Here is a 16,490-nt window from a genome sequence, read left to right on the forward strand (position 1 = left end):
GGCGTTGTACTCACTGGCCGTACTTTTAGTACTGCCTGTGTTTCGTATGCCTTGCCAGCACCGCTGCGGTGGATTTTCTTGAATGCGCTGCTTTGGTATGAAAACAGCCCGGTGATGCCGGGCTGTTTTTTTGCACTGCGCTTGTTCAGTTGCGTCGCGCGTAGACGAAGAACTCGCGGTTGCCGTCGCCGCCGGTGATCACGCTGTCGAAGTAATCGAGCACCTCGAAGCCGGCGGCGCTGGTCGCGGTGCGGATCTTGGCTTCGACCTCGGGGTAGCTGCTCGCGTCGCGGACAATGCCACCCTTGCCGAGGCCAACCAGCCCGACCTCGAACTGCGGCTTGACCAGGAACAGCAGTCGCCCGCCGGCCGGCAATTGCGTGGCCAGTGCCGGCAGGATCAGCGTCAGCGAAATAAACGATACATCGCCGACGATCAGGTCGACCGGCGCATCCAGATGATCGGCCAGATCACCTGCCGCCAGATGGCGGGCGTTGAGGCCTTCGAGCGTCACGATGCGCTCGTCGTCGATCAGCCGGCGATGCAGCTGATCATGGCCGACTTCAAGGCCGATCACGCGGCGTGCACCGGCCTGCAACAGGCAATCGGTGAAGCCGCCGGTGCTTTGCCCAACGTCGAGCACCAGCATGTCGGCGACCATGAGCCCGGTATGCCCCAGCGCCCCGGCGAGCTTGAGCCCGCCGCGCGAGACAAAACGGTCGGCTTCTTCATCGGCTGCAATGGCGATTTTCATGCCGGCATCGAGCTTGGCGCTGGCCTTGCTCACGAGCTTGCCTTCCACGCTGACCCGGCCCGCGGCAATCAGCTGCTGCGCATGCGTGCGCGAGCTGGCGAGGCCGATTTCGACCAGTAACACATCAGCCCGCGCCATCAGAATTGCTCGTCCGGGTGCAGGTAACGCCATTGCCCGGTCGGCAGATCGCCCAGCTCGACCTTGCCGATACGGATGCGCTTGAGGCCGACCACGTGCAGGCCGACCGCCTCGCACATGCGGCGGATCTGGCGCTTTTTGCCTTCATGCAGGATAAAGCGCAGCTGCTCGCGGTTTTGCCACCAGACTTCAGCGCGCTTGAGCGGCTTGCCGTCGAGCTCGAGGCCGAAATTCAGTCGTTTCAGATCGCCCGGCGACAGCTGGCCCGACACACGGACCAGATACTCTTTTTCAACGGTCGAATCCTCGCCGATCAGGTGTTTGGCAACGCGGCCGTCCTGCGTCAGCACCAGGAGGCCAACCGAATCGATATCGAGCCGGCCTGCGGGAACGAGGCTTTTGAGGTGTTCGCGCTCGAAGCGGATACCGCTCTTGTCGTCCTGCCACTGATTGTCGGGCTTCACCAGCACCACGGCCGGCTGGTAGCCGTCTTCGGCCTGGCCCGAGACGTAGCCGATCGGCTTGTTGATCAGTACGGTGACGCGGCCCGCCTGTTCGCGCGCGGCGGCGCGTTCGAGCGTCACGGTCTGGCTGGGCAAGATCTTGCTGCCGAGTACGTCGATCACGACGCCATCGACCCTGACCCAGCCGCGGGCGATGTATTCATCGGCTTCGCGGCGCGAGCATAGCCCCAGTTCGGTCATGCGTTTGGAAAGGCGGATCGGTTCCATAACGTCTCTCCGGAAAAACCGTGCAGCTTATCGAATCGGACGGCCGAAGGCGAGCCGGTACCGATGATTCACACGCCTGGCGCGTGGTTGATCTGGCTGAGCGGTAGGTTGATATCGAAAATGAACGAGCGGATGTCGCTGGCGCCCCTCTGGCTCAAGCGCAGGCTGTGCATTGCCAGATACTGCTCGGCATATTCGCGGTTTTCGAACAGATAGACCCCCCCGCTGCGGCCGTCCTGCTCGCTCACGGTCCAGATTTTCCAGAGGAAACCGGGCTCGCGGTTGATGGATTCGGCCAGTTCAAGCAGCGCTGGCGGTGGCGCATCGCCGGACAGCGCTACAGGGGGAAATGCAAAGTCGACTTGCAGCAGCACACGCATCTGGGTCTCCACAATGAACGAGCGGTATCGATCACACCGCGACGCATCCAGCTTAACGCCGGGCCCTTGCCCCGGCCATGCGCTTAATCAAGCCGCGATTCGCTGCGGCCAAGGCCGTGTTCGACCGCATACACCGCCGCCTGCACCCGGCTTGAGAGTCCCAGTTTCTTGAGAATGTTCTGCACATGGATCTTGACGGTGCTTTCGGCCAGCGCCAGCTCGCGGGCAATGCCCTTGTTGCTGTCGCCACGGGCGAGAAAGCCGAGGATTTCGCGTTCACGTGGCGTCAGCCGGTCTTCGTCGCGCGGTGCGGCTGGCGCGGCGGCACTGCGAAACTGCGCGACCAGCTTGGCCGTCATCGCCTCGGCAACCACCGCTTCGCCGGCGTGAGCGCGCTTGATCGCGGCGACCAGATACTCGGCGTCGATATTCTTCAGCAGATAACCGCGCGCGCCACCGCGCAGCGCCGTCGCCAGGTCTTCGGCGTCTTCGGACACGGTAAGCATCAGCACCGCAGTTTGCGGCCGGTCTTCGAGCATCAGCTGCAGCGCTTCCAGCCCCGAGAGGCCAGGCATGTTCAGATCCAGCAGCACTACATCGGGGGCGAGCTCGTGGCAGCGCTTGACGCCCTCGGCGCCGTCGGCCGCTTCACCGACGACGGTGAGTTCGCTCTGGCGCGATAGCAGCAGCCTGATGCCGCTGCGAAACAGCGTGTGATCGTCAACCAGCAATACCTTGATCGCCATTGGCGCTCGTCCTTTCTATGGTTCTTTCGTCGAGTCGGCGCGCATTGGCCGGGATAAACAAGCGCACCACGGCACCGTGATCCGACTCGATATTCAGTTGCGCCGCCAGTCTGGCTGCGCGCTCCTGCATGATTTTAAGCCCGACATGGCCTTCGGCGCGCGCGGCCATCTCGGCGGCGTCGAAACCACGGCCATCGTCGCGGATTTCCAGCGTCACGTCGCGCTCGTTGGCAAAGCGGACGTGCACGGCACTGGCGTAAGCGTGCTTGCGCACGTTCGACAGCGCTTCTTGCAGGATGAACAGCAGCTGCAGCTGATCCTCGGCCGCCAGCGGCGCGCCCGAACCGCTGGCGTCGAAGGCGACGGCGATGCCGGTCTGGCGGCGGAAGCGCTCGATGGTTGCGCGCATGCTCGATACCAGATCGCCTTCGGCCAGGCGCGCGCGGAAGTTGTTGAGCAGCTCGCGCACGTCGTCGTAGCTTTCCTGCACGCCGGCCTTCAGCATGGGCACGATCTCCTGCGCCTCGGTGGCGGCACCGCGCTTGAGCGAATCGTCGAGCATCTGCACCTGCAGGTTCAGGAACGACAGCCCCTGCGCGATGCTGTCGTGCAAGCCCTGGGCCAGCAGGTTGCGCTCTTCGTACACGGCGATCTCGCGCTCGCTGGCGGCGAGGCGCAGGTTTTCCAGCGCGATGCCGAGTTGCTCGCCGAGCGTTTCCAATAGTTGCCGCTCGCTGACACTGATCTCGCGGCCGCTGCGGAAATGCAGGTTGAACTGCCCGGTCGAACGGGTGCGCGCGCGCACCGGAAAAGCGCTGACCTGGACAAAGCCTTCGCGCTCGCACGAATAGGGCGCGGCGGCGGTCGGCAGTTTGCGGAAATCGTGGATCAAGGCGACGCCGTCCTTGAGGCTGGTGCCGCACAGGCAGTCGCCCGGTTGCAGACAATGCTCGGCGGCGGCCAGCGTGTCGGAGATCCCCTCGTAAACGACCATGTGCGCGGCGTTCGAGTTCGGGTCGACGATGCGCACGCTACCGCCATCGGCGCCGAACCAGCTCATCAGCTTGCCGAGGAAATCCCGGCACATCGCTTCGGCCGAGAGGCTGGCGTTGAGCCCGGCGCCGGCGTCCGAGAGCAGCGCGAGTTCGCGGTTCTGGATATTGAGCGCGGCGGTTTTCTCGGCGACTCGGGCTTCGAGCGTGGCGTAGACGTCGGCGAGGCGGTCGGCCATGCGGTTGAAGCCACGGGTCAGTTCGCCGAATTCATCGTCGTTTTCCACCGGCAGCCGGACGCTGAAGTCCCGCTCGGCCATCCGGCTGATCCCGCCGGAGAGCCGGTACAGCGGCCGGAAAATCAGCAGGAACATCAAATAGATCTGCGTGACGGTGCCGGCAATCGCCAGCGCGATCAGCAGCATTTGCGAGGCGCGCAGCAGCATGGTGCGGCGGGCGTTGTACTGCTCGATATCGAGCACCAGCGCATTGATCTGGTCGACGAAGCGATCCATCTGCACGCGCATCTCCGCCGGGTCGCGCTTGAGCGTGCTCGGCGGTGCGGCCAGCAGCCGCGCGTAGCGCGCCTTGATGGCGTTGAAGCGTTCCCGCACCGCCGGATCGCTCGGCAGGTAGAGCGGTCGGGCCGGGTCGCCGTGGTCGAGCAGCGCCAGCGTTTCGGCAAACTCGAGACGTTCGCTGGCGATCTGTACATCCAGCGCAGGGCTCGGGCGTTCGCGCTTCAGTTGCAAGGTGTAGCCGAGCCGGTAGGTCTGCATGCGCAGGCTGCCGGCCGCGTTGATCGCCGCCGCGCCGCCTTCGAGCTGCCACGACAGGTAGAGCGTGGTGCCGACGGCGGCGAGCCCGAGCAGCAGCGATGCCAGCAACAGCGTGACGACCTTGTGCGAGAGTGGCTTGCGTGCCGGTAGCGCCTCGTTCATCAAGACGTCCCGGCGTGCCAGTCGCCGGACTTGCCGCCGCGTTTTTCCAGCAGGCGCACGCCGTCGATGACCATGCCGCGATCGACCGCCTTGCACATGTCGTAGATCGTCAGCAGCGCCACGTTGACCGCGGTCAGCGCCTCCATCTCGACGCCGGTCTTGCCGACGGTTTCGGCGATGACCTCGCAGCGCACGCCATCATGCTCGATGCTGAAATCGACGTCGACGCGTGTCAGCGGCAGCGGATGGCACAGCGGAATCAGCTCGGACGCTTTCTTCGCCGCCATGATCGCCGCGATGCGGGCAATGCCGAGCACATCGCCCTTCTTGTGCCCGCCTTGGGCCACCAGTGCCAGCGTCGCCGGCAGCATGCGGATACGGCCTTCGGTGCGGGCCACACGATGGGTTTCGGCCTTGGCCCCAACGTCGACCATATGGGCCTGACCTGCGGCATTGAAGTGGGTCAGTGCCGGGTTTGCAGTTTCGCTCATGTCGGGTGTTGCTCCACCGGCGTGTTCGGCCAGTTCGGAAGGGGTGTTGAGGTTGGCAAAGGCGCTGCCGGGGAAGTCGACCGCGACCGCGCCAAGGCTGGCGAGCCAGTCGCGCAGCTTGCCCTGGCGCTGCGCCAGCCGCTCGGTAATCGTCGCGCGCACACTGCGGTGCAGCAGGCAGATGGTCGGCTGCATTTCGCCGCTGGCGCTGCAGGCAAAGGCCGCCACGGCATTCTGCGTTTGCAGTGCGCTCTGCATTTTCGCCAGCAGGTCGGCGGGCAGGGCTGGCACGTCGCACGGCACTACCAGCAGATAATCGGCAGGTGAGGTGGTCATCGCCGCGTGGATGCCGGCCATCGGCCCCGGGAAGCCATCAAAAATGTCGCGCACGACCTTGAGGCCGAGGCGTTCGTAGACATCCTGATTGCGATTGGCCGAAATCAGCATATCGGCGACCGGCGCGCTTTGCTTGGCCAGCGCATCGATCACCCAGCCGATCAGCGCTCGTTCGCCCAGCGGCATCAGCCCCTTGTCTTGCCCGCCCATGCGCAGGCTCTGACCACCGGCGAGAATGACCGCATCGGTGCTCATGCCTGTTCATCCGGCTGCCAGCGCTGCATGGCCTCGGTATCGCTTTCGCGTGCATCGACCCAGTGCGCCGAGTCGCCGTCGAACTCGCGCTTCCAGAACGGCGCCTCGGTTTTCAGGTAATCCATGATGTAGGCGTTGGCGTCGTACGCCGCGTGGCGGTGCGTGCTGGCGGTCAGCACCAGCACGATCTGCTCGGCCGGATGCAGCTTGCCGACACGGTGAATGACGGTCACCGCCGTTAGCGCCCAGCGCGCGGCGGCCTGCTCGGCAATGCGTGTCAGCGCTTTCTCGGTCATGCCCGGATAGTGTTCGAGTTCGAGCACGGTCACCTGCGTATCGAGGTTCAGATCGCGCACCCGGCCGACGAAGGCGACCACGGCGCCGCTGTCGGCCTCTGCGGCGATCAGGCCGGCGTACTCCGCACCGAGGTCGAAATCGGCCTCGCCGACGCGAATGGCTATGCGGGCGCTCATCTCAGCCCCCGGTGACCGGCGGGAAGATCGCCACTTCGGCACTGGCTGGAATGGCATCGTCAACGCTGGCCATCTGCTGATTCAGCGCCACGCGAAACACCCGCGCGCCACCGAGTTCGTCGGCGAAAACGCCACCGCGCTCGACGAGCCGCGCGATCAGATCGGCAACACGGCTGCCGTTGGGGACGGTGAGCGTTTCCTGCGCCAGGCCGAAAACATCACGCAAGCGGGCGAAGTAGAGCAGCTGGATGGTGTTCATCGTTGTTTCCTCAATACCTATTGCAGCGCCGCCAGCGGCACGAAGTCGACGAGTTCTCCCTCGGCCACCGTGGCACCCTCGGGCACGACCACCAGCCCGTCGGCCCAGACCATCGACGTCAGCACGCCCGAGCCCTGGTTCGGGTAGAGCACCGCTTGGCCCGCGGCTAGCCGGGCGCGCAGGTATTCGCGGCGGCTGCCGGCGCGGCCAATGCTGAAGCCGGCAGGCACCTTGAGGGTTGGCATCGTCGCCACGCCACCGCTGCGCGCGGCGAGAAAAGGCCGCACGAACAGCAAGAAGGTGACAAAACTTGAGACCGGGTTACCGGGCAGGCCGATGAAGTCGGCACCTTGATCGGACCCGGCTTCGCCGGTGGCGATACGGCCGAAAGCGAACGGTTTGCCCGGTTTGATGGCGATTTTCCATAGCGACAGCGCACCCAGCGACTCGACCGCCGCCTTGACGTGGTCCTCCTCGCCGACCGATACGCCGCCGGTCGAGAGCACGACATCGTGCGTTGCCGCCGCATCGGCGAGCACATCGCGCGTTGCGGCGAAGCTGTCGGGCACGATGCCCAGATCGCTGACTTTGCAGCCGGCCTGCTGCAACAGTGCCCGTAGCGCATAGCGGTTGGAGTTGTAGATTTTGCCCGGCGCAAGCGGTGATCCGGGCTCGGTGAGTTCATTGCCGGTCGACAGCAGCGCCACGCGCAGGCGCCGCACAACGCCGACCTCGGCGACGCCGATCGCCGCCAGCAGCCCCAGTTCGGCGGCGCCGAGGCGGGTGCCGGCGGCGAGAACCACCGCGCCGGTCATCACGTCCTCGCCGCATCGGCGGATATGCTGGCCGGCGCGCAGCGGGGTCTTCACGGTCAAGGTGCCCGCCTCGATCTGACAGTCTTCCTGCATCGCCACCGCATTGGTGCCGGGTGGAACCGGTGCGCCGGTGAAAATGCGCGCCGCTTCACCGGGCGCGAGCGGGCTGCCGGTATCGCCGGCGGCGATGCGCTGGGCGACGGTGAACGGCGACGGTGAAGCGAAATCCCCGGCGTTCAGTGCGTAACCATCCATCGCGCTGTTGTCGAATCCGGGCACAGACAGGGTCGAGACGACATCGTTCGCCAGCGTGCGCTCAAGCGCGGCCGTAAGCTTGCAGTCTTCGGTGTCGGCAATGCGCCGGGCACCGGCGAGCAATTGGGCGAGGGCTTGGTCAACGGTCAGCATGGTCGGTCAGCTTCAGGTGGTCGGCGATGAAGGTGGCGATCGCCGTGATGTTGTTGAGATCGAGTACCGGCAATGCGGTCTCGAGAAGCGCATCGCTGGCGATGGCGACGATATCGGCATCGGTCGGGTACAGCGGCGGCTTGCCGGTTGCGGCGCGCCAGACTTCAAGCTTGGGGATCGCTTCGCGCTTGAAGCCTTCGACCAGCGTCAGGTCGGCGGGGGTGAGCCGGGCGACTTGTTCGGCCAGTGTCGGTTCGGCACCGCCACGCAGCTCGTGGACGATGGCGTAACGATAAGGTGAGGCCACCAGTACTTCGCCAGCGCCGGCGCTACGAAAGCGGGCGCTGTCCTTGCTTGGCGGTTCCAGCTCCAGATCGTGGTGCGAGTGCTTGATTGCATTGACGCTCAGGCCCGCAACGGCAAAGTGGGCGATCAATTGCTCGGTCAGCGTGGTCTTGCCGCTGCCGGAATAGCCGACGATACCGAAAACCTTGGCCATCAGCCGCCCGTTTGCGACATGAAGCGCACCAGCTTGGTCGGCGCTTCGCGAAATTCGTGGCGTTCGGGCTTGAGCTCGATGGCGTGGGCGATCGCCGCGTCAAGATCGGCATCGCTGCAGCCGGCGCGCAGCATCGGCCGGAACTCGAACTTTTCCTCCTGACCGAGGCAAAGGTAGAGCGTGCCGTCGACCGACAGGCGAACGCGGTTACAGGTAGCGCAAAAATGCTGCGAGATCGGCGTGATAAAGCCGATGCGGCCGTGGCCGTCGGCGGTTTTCCAATAACGCGCCGGCCCGCCACCGAGTTCTTCGGCTTCGGGCTCCAGCCCAAAACGTTCGACCAGCCGCTCGCGCACGGGTGCCAGATCAAGGTATTGGGTATTGCGGCCGGTATCGCCCATGGGCATGGCTTCGATCAGCCGCAGGATGAAGCCGTGCGCCATGGCGAATTCGGTCATGCGCTCGATTTCGGCCTCGTTGACGTCTTTCATCGCGACCATATTGAGCTTGATCGGCGCAAAGCCCTCTTCCTTGGCGGCCATGATGCCGGCGAGGCTGGCGTCAAAGGCGTCACGGCCGGCGAGTTTTTCGTAACAGCCGCGATCGAGCGTATCCAGACTGATGTTGAGGCGATCGACCCCGGCGCTGCGCAACGCGCGGGCGTGGCGGACTAGCTGGGTGGCGTTGGTCGACAGCGATAGATCGGTCAGGCCGTCGAGCCGCTTGAGCCGGCCGGCAAGCTCGGGCAGATTGCGCCGCAACAGCGGTTCGCCGCCGGTGAGCCGCACCCGGGCGACGCCGGCGCGCACGAAGGCGGCGACGAGCCGTTCAAGCTCGTCGAAAGTCAGCCAGTGCTCGGGTTCTTCGAAACCGTGAAAACCGCGCGGCATGCAGTAACTGCAGCGCAGGTCGCAGCGATCGGTGACCGAGACACGCAGATAACGGATGGAACGGCCGAACCGGTCGACTAGGGCGTGATCGGTGAGTTTGCGGTCGGTGAGCATTGCCTCTCTCCTCATGCTGCCATTCTAAGTGGTTTGCGGGGAGCGGGCTGCTCGCCGGTCGATGCAGGCGGGCTAGTCCATTCGGACTATACCTTGGTCATTTTATGACACGACGGCGTTGCTGCAGATAAGCAATCGCCCCGACCGGGGCCGGGGCGATGAATGGGCGGATACCGCTCAGGATCAGTTGGCTGCGCCAGCTGCCTTCAGGTCATAGCCCTGGATTTCGGCCGCTTCGACCAAGCCTTGCAGGTAGGTGTGCATCGCGCGGCGTGCTTCCATTTCGGTCAGGTAGGCGGTCAGGCGGTCCTGGACTTCGTCAAAGCTGACGCTGGCACCGCCGGTTTTCTTGCCGGCCTTGATGATGTGCAGGCCGAACTGGGTTTCCACCAGTTCCTTGGCCAGCTCGCCTTCGCCCAGTGCGAATGCCGCCTGTTCAAATTCGGGCACCATCTGGCCGCGGCCGAAGGCGCCAAGCGAGCCGCCCTGCTGGCCCGACGGACAAGCCGACAGTTCCTTGGCGCGGGTTTCAAACAGATGCGGCGCAAGGCGCAGTTCGGTCAGCACCTGTTCGGCCTTGCCGCGCATCAGCGCAGCCGGCGTTTCCGGCGTGCTCTTGAAAAGGATGTGGCTGGCTTCAACCTGCTCGCCCTGCACGAAGGCTTGCGGGTTGGCTTCGTAGAACGCGCGGGCCTGGGCTTCGTCAACCTTCGGCGCTTCGATTTCCTGGCCGAGCAATTCGCCCACGGCTTCTTGCGGATCGGCTGCGGTAATGCCTTTGGCGCGGGCGCGCTGGGTCAAGAGTTCGCGCAGGATCAGTTCCTGTACGGTCGCGTCGAGCGGGCTCGGTGCATCTTGGTGATGCGGCATTTCCGCTTCGATCTGTGCATCGGTGATTTCGACGCCGTTGACGAGAATGCTCATGATCAGGTCCTGTCTGAATGTAGTAAAAAGCCGCGACACTGGTCGCGGCCTGTCATCGCTTGCATATCGGGTCGAATAACCCGATTACAAGTGCGGTTTATTTGAGCCGCAGCTCGGCGGCGTTGGCATGCGCGGTCAGCCCTTCGCCGTGCGCCAGCGTCGCGGCCACCCGGCCCAGCGTTTGCGCGCCGGCTTCGGACACCATGATCAAGCTGCTGCGCTTCTGGAAGTCATACACGCCCAGCGGGCTGGAGAAACGGGCACTGCGTGCGGTCGGCAGCACGTGGTTCGGCCCGGCGCAATAGTCGCCGAGGCTTTCCGAAGTGAACTTGCCCATGAAGATCGCCCCGGCGTGGCGCAGCTTTTCGACCCACGCCTGCGGATCGGTCACTTGCAGCTCAAGGTGCTCCGGTGCAATGCGGTTGGAGATCGCGCATGCTTCATCCAGATCGGCGACCTGAATCAGCGCACCACGATTTTTCAGCGATGCGGCGATGATGTCGCGGCGTGGCTGGCCCGGCAGCAGTTTTGCTATGCTGGCGGCGACCTTGTCGATATAGGCCGCGTCGGGGCAGAGCAGGATCGCCTGGGCGATTTCGTCGTGCTCGGCCTGGCTGAACAGATCGATGGCGACCCAGTCCGGGTCGGTGCTGCCGTCACAAAGCACAAGGATTTCCGACGGCCCGGCGACCATATCGATGCCGACGACGCCGAACACCGCGCGCTTGGCTGCGGCGACATAGGCATTGCCGGGGCCGGTGATCTTGTCGACCGGCGGCACCGTTTGCGTACCGTAGGCCAGTGCGCCGACGGCTTGCGCGCCGCCGATGGTGAACGCGCGCGACACGCCGGCGACATAGGCGGCGGCCAGCACCAGATCGTTCCGCTCGCCCTTGGGCGTTGGCACAACCATGATGATCTCGGCCACACCGGCGACGTGAGCCGGAATCGCGTTCATCAGCACCGACGACGGATACGCCGCCTTGCCACCGGGTACATAAATGCCGACGCGATCGAGCGCGGTGATTTGCTGCCCCAAGAGTGTGCCGTCTTCATCCTCGTAGCTCCACGAGGCCATTTTTTGATGTTCGTGATAGCTGCGCACGCGACGGGCGGCGAAGTTCAGCGCGTCTTTCTGTACTTGCGGCAGGCGCTCGAACGCGGCCTTGAGTTCGTCTTGGGTCAGCTCAAGTTCGGCCATCGTGCTGACCGAGGTGCCGTCGAAACGGTTGGTGTACTCGACCACGGCGGCATCGCCACGGGTTTTCACGTCGGCGAGGATGGCGGCTACACGGACGTCTACCTCGGGATCTTGCGAGGTTTCGAACGCCAGCAGCGCGGCGAGTTCGGTTTCAAAGTCGGCGGAGCGGGTATCGAGGCGGCGGATCATGGCGGCTCTGGGCTATCGTTGGGGTTGCGCCGATTATACCTGCCGCGACTCGCCGACAGGCTTGCGGCGGCTCAATCATCGCCGCTCTGGCGTTGCAGCTGTTTGCGCAGTAGCTTGGCGCGGACTTCGGCATCGCTGATGTTGGCGCCATTGGCCCGCAACTGCTCGCCAAGCTGGTGAATCCGGGCGTCGGTAATTTCGCGGCCGTGGTTGTCGTAAATCGTCGTTCGATCGGCAGGATGGCCGGTGGGTGCCTGCGTATTGGCGACCTCCGCGACGGATGGCGTACTGGATCGGGGCCATTGCAGTGCAGCCGGGGCCGACAACACGCTGATGATGAGTCCGAGCACACCGCCTATCTGAATCAAGGCCGTGGGTGGCTCGGCCGGCGGGCCAAAGCGGTTGTCAGCGGCATCGCCCGGAATCAGGCCGAGGGCAAGCGATGCAAGGGTCAGCACGCCCGACAGCAGCATGCCCAGTCGCGCATCGATGCCGTAGCCGGCGGCGGCAATCAGCAGGGCGGCGGCAAGCCACCAGCCGGAAAAATCGAAGTCATGCAGCCGCAAAACGACGAAGCGCAGCGAGACCCAAGCAAGGGCGCCGGCAAAAGCGACGCTGGCGCCCTTGAACAGGAATAGCAGCGGAGCGGCAAGCAGCGCGACGGCGATTGCCGCAAGGATGAAAATCATGCTGTAAGCGAGATAACGCATCCGCCCCAGGCGCCCCAAGGCCAGAAGGCCGAGCAACGGTGGCGTAAGGTAGTCGGCGGCGGGCTCCACCTGTGCACTGCGAGGTGATGGACTGCCGACAACGGTACCCGGCTGGCTGGCGGGGCCGGCTGCAGGGGTTTGCGCCGCCAGCAGGCGCGGCATGTCGGCCCCACAGGCGAGACACAGGGTGCGCCTGGCTTGCTGCTTGTTACAGGCCGGACACGACATCGGCTCGGCAGGCTCGTCGGCAAGCGCCAGCGGCGCGCCCACCGGCGGGGAGATCTGTGCGGCCAGCTGCATCGGGTCGTGCGCGAGCGATTCGACCCGGACGACGACACCGGCATGATCCAGCCGTGCCAGATAGGCGGCCAGCTGATCCCGCGCCAATCGTTGCTTGATCACCGCAGGGGCGCTGTCCAGCAAGCGGGCGACACGGCCGGCGTCGGTTTTCAGCAAGGCGGCAAGCTTGTCCGTGGCGGCTTCGGTCGAGACGCCGGGGAGCAGATCGCCGGTGAGGACGAGACGAACATGATCGCTCATCGGATATTCCAAGGGCATGAATATATCGACGACGATATGGTTATATTCAGTTTCGAGCAAGAATTTGCTGTCAAGGTGTACTGCGCAAACAAAAAAACCGGCTTGCGCCGGTTTTTCGTGATCTTGCCGAGTGCTTACTTGCCGATGGCGCCGACGAACGCGTCCAGCATCGGCTGAATGCGTTCTTCCTTCAGCTTGAGTGCGGCCTGATTGACGACGAGCCGGCTGGAAATCTCGCGGATATGCTCGACCGCGACCAGATTGTTGGCTTTGAGCGTGCCGCCGGTCGAGACCAGATCGACGATGGCATCGGCCAGGCCAACGAGTGGCGCCAGCTCCATCGAGCCGTACAACTTGATGACGTCGACGTGCACGCCCTTGCTGGCGAAATGTTCACGCGCCTGCTGGACGTACTTGGTGGCGATTTTGAGTCGTGCGCCCTGGCGCACCGCACCTTCGTAGTCGAAGCCGTTCTGCACCGCGACCATCAGTTTGCACTTGGCAATTTCGAGGTCGAGCGGCTGGTACAGGCCGGCGCCGCCGTGTTCGATCAGCACGTCGCGGCCGGCGACGCCCAGATCGGCCGCACCGTACTCGACATAGGTCGGCACGTCGCTGGCGCGAACGATGATCAGCCGCACGTCGTCACGGTTGGTGCCGATGATGAGCTTGCGGCTCGACTCCGGATCTTCGGCCGGGGTGATGCCGGCGGCGGCGAGCAGCGGCAGGGTTTCTTCGAAAATGCGTCCCTTGGACAGCGCGATCGTAATCATCGAGGACTCACTTGAACAATTTCAGGGTCAGCGGGTACTTGGACGGCCAGCCATTGATGGCCTTGGCGCCTTCCCACATTGCGAAGATGGTTGAGCCGATGGCGACCCACCAGATCAGGAACATCGAATGCAGCGCAAACCCCGCCAGCATCGCAAACAGGTACAAGCAGCCCATCAAGAGCTGGAAATTCACCGCTTGAATTGCGTGTTGCTCGACGAATTCCGAATGCACGCGGGCCACCTGCAGAATCAGGAAGGGGATCACCAGCGCGAGCACCGGCATTGGCAGATAGGGAATCCAGAACAGCCCGGCCAGATGCGCGAGCGCAGCAAAGCCTTTCTCGATCTGCCGCGGCGGTGGCGCCTTGCCGTCGGAGTCTTCGCCTTGCGGCTTGGGGTTCAGCGTCAGCATGGATGGCGGCTCAGGAAATGCGTTCGATGTGCGCGCCGACACCGGCGAGCTTGGCTTCGATGTGCTCGTAGCCACGGTCGAGGTGGTAAATGCGATCGACGATGGTTTCGCCGTCGGCAACGATGCCGGCGATCACCAGGCTGGCCGAGGCGCGCAAATCGGTCGCCATCACTGTCGCGCCAGAGAGCCGCTCGACGCCGGTGACGATGGCGGAGTTGCCTTCGGTCACGATCGTGGCGCCCATGCGGATCAGTTCGGGGGCGTGCATGAAACGGTTTTCAAAGATCGTTTCGGTGATCACGCCGGTGCCCTCGGCCACGCAGTTGAGCATCATGAACTGCGCCTGCATATCGGTCGGGAAGGCCGGGTAGGGCAAGGTGCGCAGGCTGACGGCCTTGGCGCGGCTCTTCATGTCGAGCGAAATCCAGTCGTCGCCAGCTTCGATATAGGCACCGGCTTCACGCAGCTTGTCGAGCACTGCCTCCATGATGCCGGCGCGGGTATTGCGCAGCACCACGCGGCCTTGGGCGGCGGCGGCGGCGCAGAGGAAGGTGCCGGTTTCGATCCGGTCCGGCACGATCGCGTGCTCGGCACCGTGCAGCTTCTCGACGCCTTCGATGACGATGGTATCGGTGCCGTGGCCGCTGATTTTGGCGCCCATCTTGATCAGCAGTTCGGCCAGGTCGACGACTTCGGGTTCGCGCGCGGCGTTCTCGATCGTGGTGATGCCTTCGGCCAGCGTCGCCGCCATCAACAGGTTCTCGGTGCCGGTCACGGTGACCATGTCGCAGATGATGCGCGCGCCCTTGAGCTTGCCGGTCGCCTTGACGTAACCGTGCTCGATAACGATCTCGGCGCCCATCGCCTGCAGGCCCTTGATGTGCTGGTCGACCGGACGTGCGCCAATGGCGCAGCCGCCGGGCAAGGACACCTGGGCTTCGCCGAAGCGGGCCAAGGTCGGGCCGAGTACCAGAATCGATGCGCGCATGGTTTTTACCAGCTCGTACGGCGCGACCAGGTTGCTGATGTGATTGGCGGTGATTTCGTACTCGTGGACGTTGTCGGTCATCACGCGCACGCCCATGCCTTGCAGGAGTTTCTGCGTGGTTTTGACGTCGGCCAGCTGCGGCACATTGGTCAGGCGCAGCGTATCGGCGGTCAGCAGGCTGGCGCAGAGAATGGGCAGCGCAGCGTTCTTGGCGCCGGAAATGATGATTTCGCCATTGAGCGGCGTGCCGCCGATGATTCTGAGTTTGTCCATGATTTTTCTACAGCTGGGCTCGCGCGCAAGCACGGGCGGATTGATTCGGGGTGGTGTGACGCGGGGCGCAGGCTTAGCGGAAGTACCAGTACGCCAGCGCGATCGCAGCGATCAGCCACGGCAGATTGGTCAGCGCCACGAGGCCTTGCGTGTTGCTGCTTTTGCACGATTCCATCGCGGCTTTTTTGGCCGCATCGAGCTTGGCGCGTTCGCGGTCGATGATATCGAGTGAGAAGCGGTCTTGCGGATCGTTCACTGCGCAGCCCATTCGGCCGGCGTGGCGGTCTTTTCCAGCGACAGCGCGTGCAGCTCGCCCGAGTCGATCACGTCTTTCAACGCATCCTTGACGAGGCGGTGCCGCGCCAGCAGGCCAAGGCCTTCAAAGCGCGGGCTGACGATGCGGGCGTAAAAATGATGGCCATCACCATTCACGTGAACGTGAGTGGCTTCAAGGCGGTCGGTGATCAGTTGCTGGACGAATTCGGGGGTCATGGTGCGCTTAGTGCCTGATTTTGTAGCCCGATTTTATCAGTGAGTAAGCCCAGAGCGACAGCGCAATCAATGTTACGCCGACAACCGCGAGGCTTTGCCACGGCGAAACGTCCGATACGCCGAAAAAACCGTAGCGGAAACCGTCGATCGCATAGAACACCGGGTTCCATTGCGACACGCCGTACCAGAAAGGGGGGAGCGAATGGATGGAGTAGAACACGCCGGAAAGAAACGTCAGCGGCATGATCAGGAAATTCTGGAATGCGGCGAGCTGGTCGAATTTTTCGGCCCAGATCCCGGCGATCAGGCCGAGAATCGCCATCAGCGCACTGCCGAGCAGCGCGAAGGTGAGCACCCAGAGCAAATGGGCCATCGGTGTCACGGTAAACAGCTGCGTGACCAGCAGTACACCGGCGCCAACCATGATGCCGCGCACCACGGCGGCAAGCACATAGGCGGCAAAAAACTCGAAGTGCGACAGCGGCGGCAGCAGGATGTAGATAAGGTTGCCGGTGATTTTGGACTGAATCAGGCTGGAGCTTGTATTGGAGAAGGCATTCTGCAGCATCGACATCATCGCCAGCCCGGGAATCAGGAAGGCGGTGTAACGCACGCCCGGATAGGGCTGGACGTGGGCATCAAGCACCTGAGCGAAGATCAGCAGGTAAAGCAGTGCGGTCAGTACCGGCGCAGCGACGGTCTGGAATGAAACTTTCCAGAAGCGCAGCAGCTCCTTGTAGAACAGCGTGGTGAAGCCGTGCATCGG

20 protein-coding genes and 1 pseudogene are annotated in these 16,490 nt (G+C 64.0%); all 21 read right to left on the bottom strand.

The features are described 5' to 3' along the window. Nucleotides 1-145: 145 nt before the first annotated feature. Nucleotides 146-892, bottom strand: coding sequence for a TlyA family RNA methyltransferase (locus JLC71_RS14880; protein WP_200916326.1), 747 nt, complete (start codon nt 890-892; stop codon nt 146-148). Continuing rightward, nucleotides 892-1,623, bottom strand: a complete 732-nt coding sequence (locus JLC71_RS14885) for a pseudouridine synthase (protein WP_200916328.1) — start codon at nt 1,621-1,623, stop codon at nt 892-894. Before JLC71_RS14885 ends, JLC71_RS14880 begins: the two co-directional genes overlap by 1 nt. Before the next feature lie 68 nt (nt 1,624-1,691). Then, nucleotides 1,692-2,003: a monooxygenase gene (locus tag JLC71_RS14890; protein WP_200916330.1), complete on the bottom strand. Its 312-nt coding sequence runs from the start codon at nt 2,001-2,003 to the stop codon at nt 1,692-1,694. Between the two features lie 83 nt (nt 2,004-2,086). After that, a complete protein-coding gene (locus JLC71_RS14895; RefSeq protein ID WP_200916332.1) occupies nt 2,087-2,749 on the bottom strand; it encodes a response regulator in 663 nt (220 codons plus the stop codon). Beyond that, nucleotides 2,724-4,682, bottom strand: coding sequence for a type IV pili methyl-accepting chemotaxis transducer N-terminal domain-containing protein (locus JLC71_RS14900; protein WP_200916334.1), 1,959 nt, complete (start codon nt 4,680-4,682; stop codon nt 2,724-2,726). The genes JLC71_RS14895 and JLC71_RS14900 overlap by 26 nt, the downstream gene beginning before the upstream one ends. Beyond that, nucleotides 4,682-5,173: a cyclic pyranopterin monophosphate synthase MoaC gene (gene moaC / locus JLC71_RS16535; RefSeq protein ID WP_236251056.1), complete on the bottom strand. Its 492-nt coding sequence runs from the start codon at nt 5,171-5,173 to the stop codon at nt 4,682-4,684. Before moaC ends, JLC71_RS14900 begins: the two co-directional genes overlap by 1 nt. Nucleotides 5,174-5,212: 39 nt before the next feature. Beyond that, nucleotides 5,213-5,764: pseudogene (gene mobA / locus JLC71_RS16540) on the bottom strand (molybdenum cofactor guanylyltransferase MobA); the annotation flags it as partial. Next, nucleotides 5,761-6,237 carry a molybdopterin synthase catalytic subunit MoaE gene (gene moaE / locus JLC71_RS14910; RefSeq protein ID WP_200916338.1) on the bottom strand — a complete coding sequence of 159 codons (477 nt, stop codon included), beginning with the start codon at nt 6,235-6,237 and terminating at the stop codon, nt 5,761-5,763. The gene moaE and the pseudogene mobA, both read right to left, overlap by 4 nt. 1 nt (nt 6,238) lies before the next feature. After that, complete coding sequence (locus JLC71_RS14915; RefSeq protein ID WP_200916340.1) at nt 6,239-6,496, bottom strand: MoaD/ThiS family protein; 258 nt, start codon at nt 6,494-6,496, stop codon at nt 6,239-6,241. A 17-nt stretch (nt 6,497-6,513) separates the two neighbouring features. After that, nucleotides 6,514-7,719 carry a molybdopterin molybdotransferase MoeA gene (locus JLC71_RS14920; RefSeq protein ID WP_200916342.1) on the bottom strand — a complete coding sequence of 402 codons (1,206 nt, stop codon included), beginning with the start codon at nt 7,717-7,719 and terminating at the stop codon, nt 6,514-6,516. Further along, nucleotides 7,706-8,218 (bottom strand): molybdopterin-guanine dinucleotide biosynthesis protein B, encoded by a 513-nt coding sequence (gene mobB, locus JLC71_RS14925; protein WP_200916344.1) that lies wholly within the window; start codon nt 8,216-8,218, stop codon nt 7,706-7,708. Before mobB ends, JLC71_RS14920 begins: the two co-directional genes overlap by 14 nt. After that, nucleotides 8,218-9,222, bottom strand: a complete 1,005-nt coding sequence (moaA, locus tag JLC71_RS14930) for a GTP 3',8-cyclase MoaA (RefSeq protein ID WP_200916346.1) — start codon at nt 9,220-9,222, stop codon at nt 8,218-8,220. Before moaA ends, mobB begins: the two co-directional genes overlap by 1 nt. 183 nt (nt 9,223-9,405) lie before the next feature. Then, nucleotides 9,406-10,146: a peptidylprolyl isomerase gene (locus JLC71_RS14935; RefSeq protein ID WP_200916348.1), complete on the bottom strand. Its 741-nt coding sequence runs from the start codon at nt 10,144-10,146 to the stop codon at nt 9,406-9,408. Between the two features lie 97 nt (nt 10,147-10,243). Beyond that, on the bottom strand, nt 10,244-11,536 hold the full coding sequence (gene hisD, locus JLC71_RS14940) for a histidinol dehydrogenase (protein ID WP_374757607.1): 1,293 nt from the start codon (nt 11,534-11,536) through the stop codon (nt 10,244-10,246). 71 nt (nt 11,537-11,607) lie between these two features. Next, nucleotides 11,608-12,786 carry a DUF805 domain-containing protein gene (locus JLC71_RS14945; protein WP_200916350.1) on the bottom strand — a complete coding sequence of 393 codons (1,179 nt, stop codon included), beginning with the start codon at nt 12,784-12,786 and terminating at the stop codon, nt 11,608-11,610. Nucleotides 12,787-12,920: 134 nt separating this feature from the next. Continuing rightward, nucleotides 12,921-13,559, bottom strand: a complete 639-nt coding sequence (gene hisG, locus JLC71_RS14950) for an ATP phosphoribosyltransferase (protein ID WP_200916352.1) — start codon at nt 13,557-13,559, stop codon at nt 12,921-12,923. 7 nt (nt 13,560-13,566) lie between these two features. Continuing rightward, nucleotides 13,567-13,971, bottom strand: a complete 405-nt coding sequence (locus JLC71_RS14955; RefSeq protein ID WP_200916354.1) for a DUF4870 domain-containing protein — start codon at nt 13,969-13,971, stop codon at nt 13,567-13,569. Nucleotides 13,972-13,981: 10 nt separating this feature from the next. After that, nucleotides 13,982-15,232 (bottom strand): UDP-N-acetylglucosamine 1-carboxyvinyltransferase, encoded by a 1,251-nt coding sequence (gene murA / locus JLC71_RS14960; RefSeq protein WP_200916356.1) that lies wholly within the window; start codon nt 15,230-15,232, stop codon nt 13,982-13,984. 73 nt (nt 15,233-15,305) lie between these two features. Next, nucleotides 15,306-15,488 carry a hypothetical protein gene (locus JLC71_RS14965; RefSeq protein ID WP_200916358.1) on the bottom strand — a complete coding sequence of 61 codons (183 nt, stop codon included), beginning with the start codon at nt 15,486-15,488 and terminating at the stop codon, nt 15,306-15,308. Then, nucleotides 15,485-15,724, bottom strand: a complete 240-nt coding sequence (locus tag JLC71_RS14970; protein WP_200916360.1) for a BolA family protein — start codon at nt 15,722-15,724, stop codon at nt 15,485-15,487. The genes JLC71_RS14965 and JLC71_RS14970 overlap by 4 nt, the downstream gene beginning before the upstream one ends. Before the next feature lie 7 nt (nt 15,725-15,731). Continuing rightward, nucleotides 15,732-16,487 (bottom strand): ABC transporter permease, encoded by a 756-nt coding sequence (locus tag JLC71_RS14975; protein ID WP_200916363.1) that lies wholly within the window; start codon nt 16,485-16,487, stop codon nt 15,732-15,734. Nucleotides 16,488-16,490: the final 3 nt, after the last annotated feature.

Source organism: Jeongeupia sp. HS-3, assembly GCF_015140455.1.
Classification (GTDB): Bacteria; Pseudomonadota; Gammaproteobacteria; order Burkholderiales; family Chitinibacteraceae; genus Jeongeupia.

Excerpts from the sequence above, each read along its gene's own strand:
- JLC71_RS14880 (WP_200916326.1), bottom strand. The coding sequence starts at position 892 with ATGGCGCGGGCTGATGTGTTACTGGTCGAAATCGGCCTCGCCAGCTCG.
- JLC71_RS14885 (WP_200916328.1), bottom strand. The coding sequence starts at position 1,623 with ATGGAACCGATCCGCCTTTCCAAACGCATGACCGAACTGGGGCTATGC.
- JLC71_RS14890 (WP_200916330.1), bottom strand. The coding sequence starts at position 2,003 with ATGCGTGTGCTGCTGCAAGTCGACTTTGCATTTCCCCCTGTAGCGCTG.
- JLC71_RS14895 (WP_200916332.1), bottom strand. The coding sequence starts at position 2,749 with ATGGCGATCAAGGTATTGCTGGTTGACGATCACACGCTGTTTCGCAGC.
- JLC71_RS14900 (WP_200916334.1), bottom strand. The coding sequence starts at position 4,682 with ATGAACGAGGCGCTACCGGCACGCAAGCCACTCTCGCACAAGGTCGTC.
- moaC (WP_236251056.1), bottom strand. The coding sequence starts at position 5,173 with ATGAGCGAAACTGCAAACCCGGCACTGACCCACTTCAATGCCGCAGGT.
- moaE (WP_200916338.1), bottom strand. The coding sequence starts at position 6,237 with ATGAGCGCCCGCATAGCCATTCGCGTCGGCGAGGCCGATTTCGACCTC.
- JLC71_RS14915 (WP_200916340.1), bottom strand. The coding sequence starts at position 6,496 with ATGAACACCATCCAGCTGCTCTACTTCGCCCGCTTGCGTGATGTTTTC.
- JLC71_RS14920 (WP_200916342.1), bottom strand. The coding sequence starts at position 7,719 with ATGCTGACCGTTGACCAAGCCCTCGCCCAATTGCTCGCCGGTGCCCGG.
- mobB (WP_200916344.1), bottom strand. The coding sequence starts at position 8,218 with ATGGCCAAGGTTTTCGGTATCGTCGGCTATTCCGGCAGCGGCAAGACC.
- moaA (WP_200916346.1), bottom strand. The coding sequence starts at position 9,222 with ATGCTCACCGACCGCAAACTCACCGATCACGCCCTAGTCGACCGGTTC.
- JLC71_RS14935 (WP_200916348.1), bottom strand. The coding sequence starts at position 10,146 with ATGAGCATTCTCGTCAACGGCGTCGAAATCACCGATGCACAGATCGAA.
- hisD (WP_374757607.1), bottom strand. The coding sequence starts at position 11,536 with ATGATCCGCCGCCTCGATACCCGCTCCGCCGACTTTGAAACCGAACTC.
- JLC71_RS14945 (WP_200916350.1), bottom strand. The coding sequence starts at position 12,786 with ATGAGCGATCATGTTCGTCTCGTCCTCACCGGCGATCTGCTCCCCGGC.
- hisG (WP_200916352.1), bottom strand. The coding sequence starts at position 13,559 with ATGATTACGATCGCGCTGTCCAAGGGACGCATTTTCGAAGAAACCCTG.
- JLC71_RS14955 (WP_200916354.1), bottom strand. The coding sequence starts at position 13,971 with ATGCTGACGCTGAACCCCAAGCCGCAAGGCGAAGACTCCGACGGCAAG.
- murA (WP_200916356.1), bottom strand. The coding sequence starts at position 15,232 with ATGGACAAACTCAGAATCATCGGCGGCACGCCGCTCAATGGCGAAATC.
- JLC71_RS14970 (WP_200916360.1), bottom strand. The coding sequence starts at position 15,724 with ATGACCCCCGAATTCGTCCAGCAACTGATCACCGACCGCCTTGAAGCC.
- JLC71_RS14975 (WP_200916363.1), bottom strand. The coding sequence starts at position 16,487 with ATGCACGGCTTCACCACGCTGTTCTACAAGGAGCTGCTGCGCTTCTGG.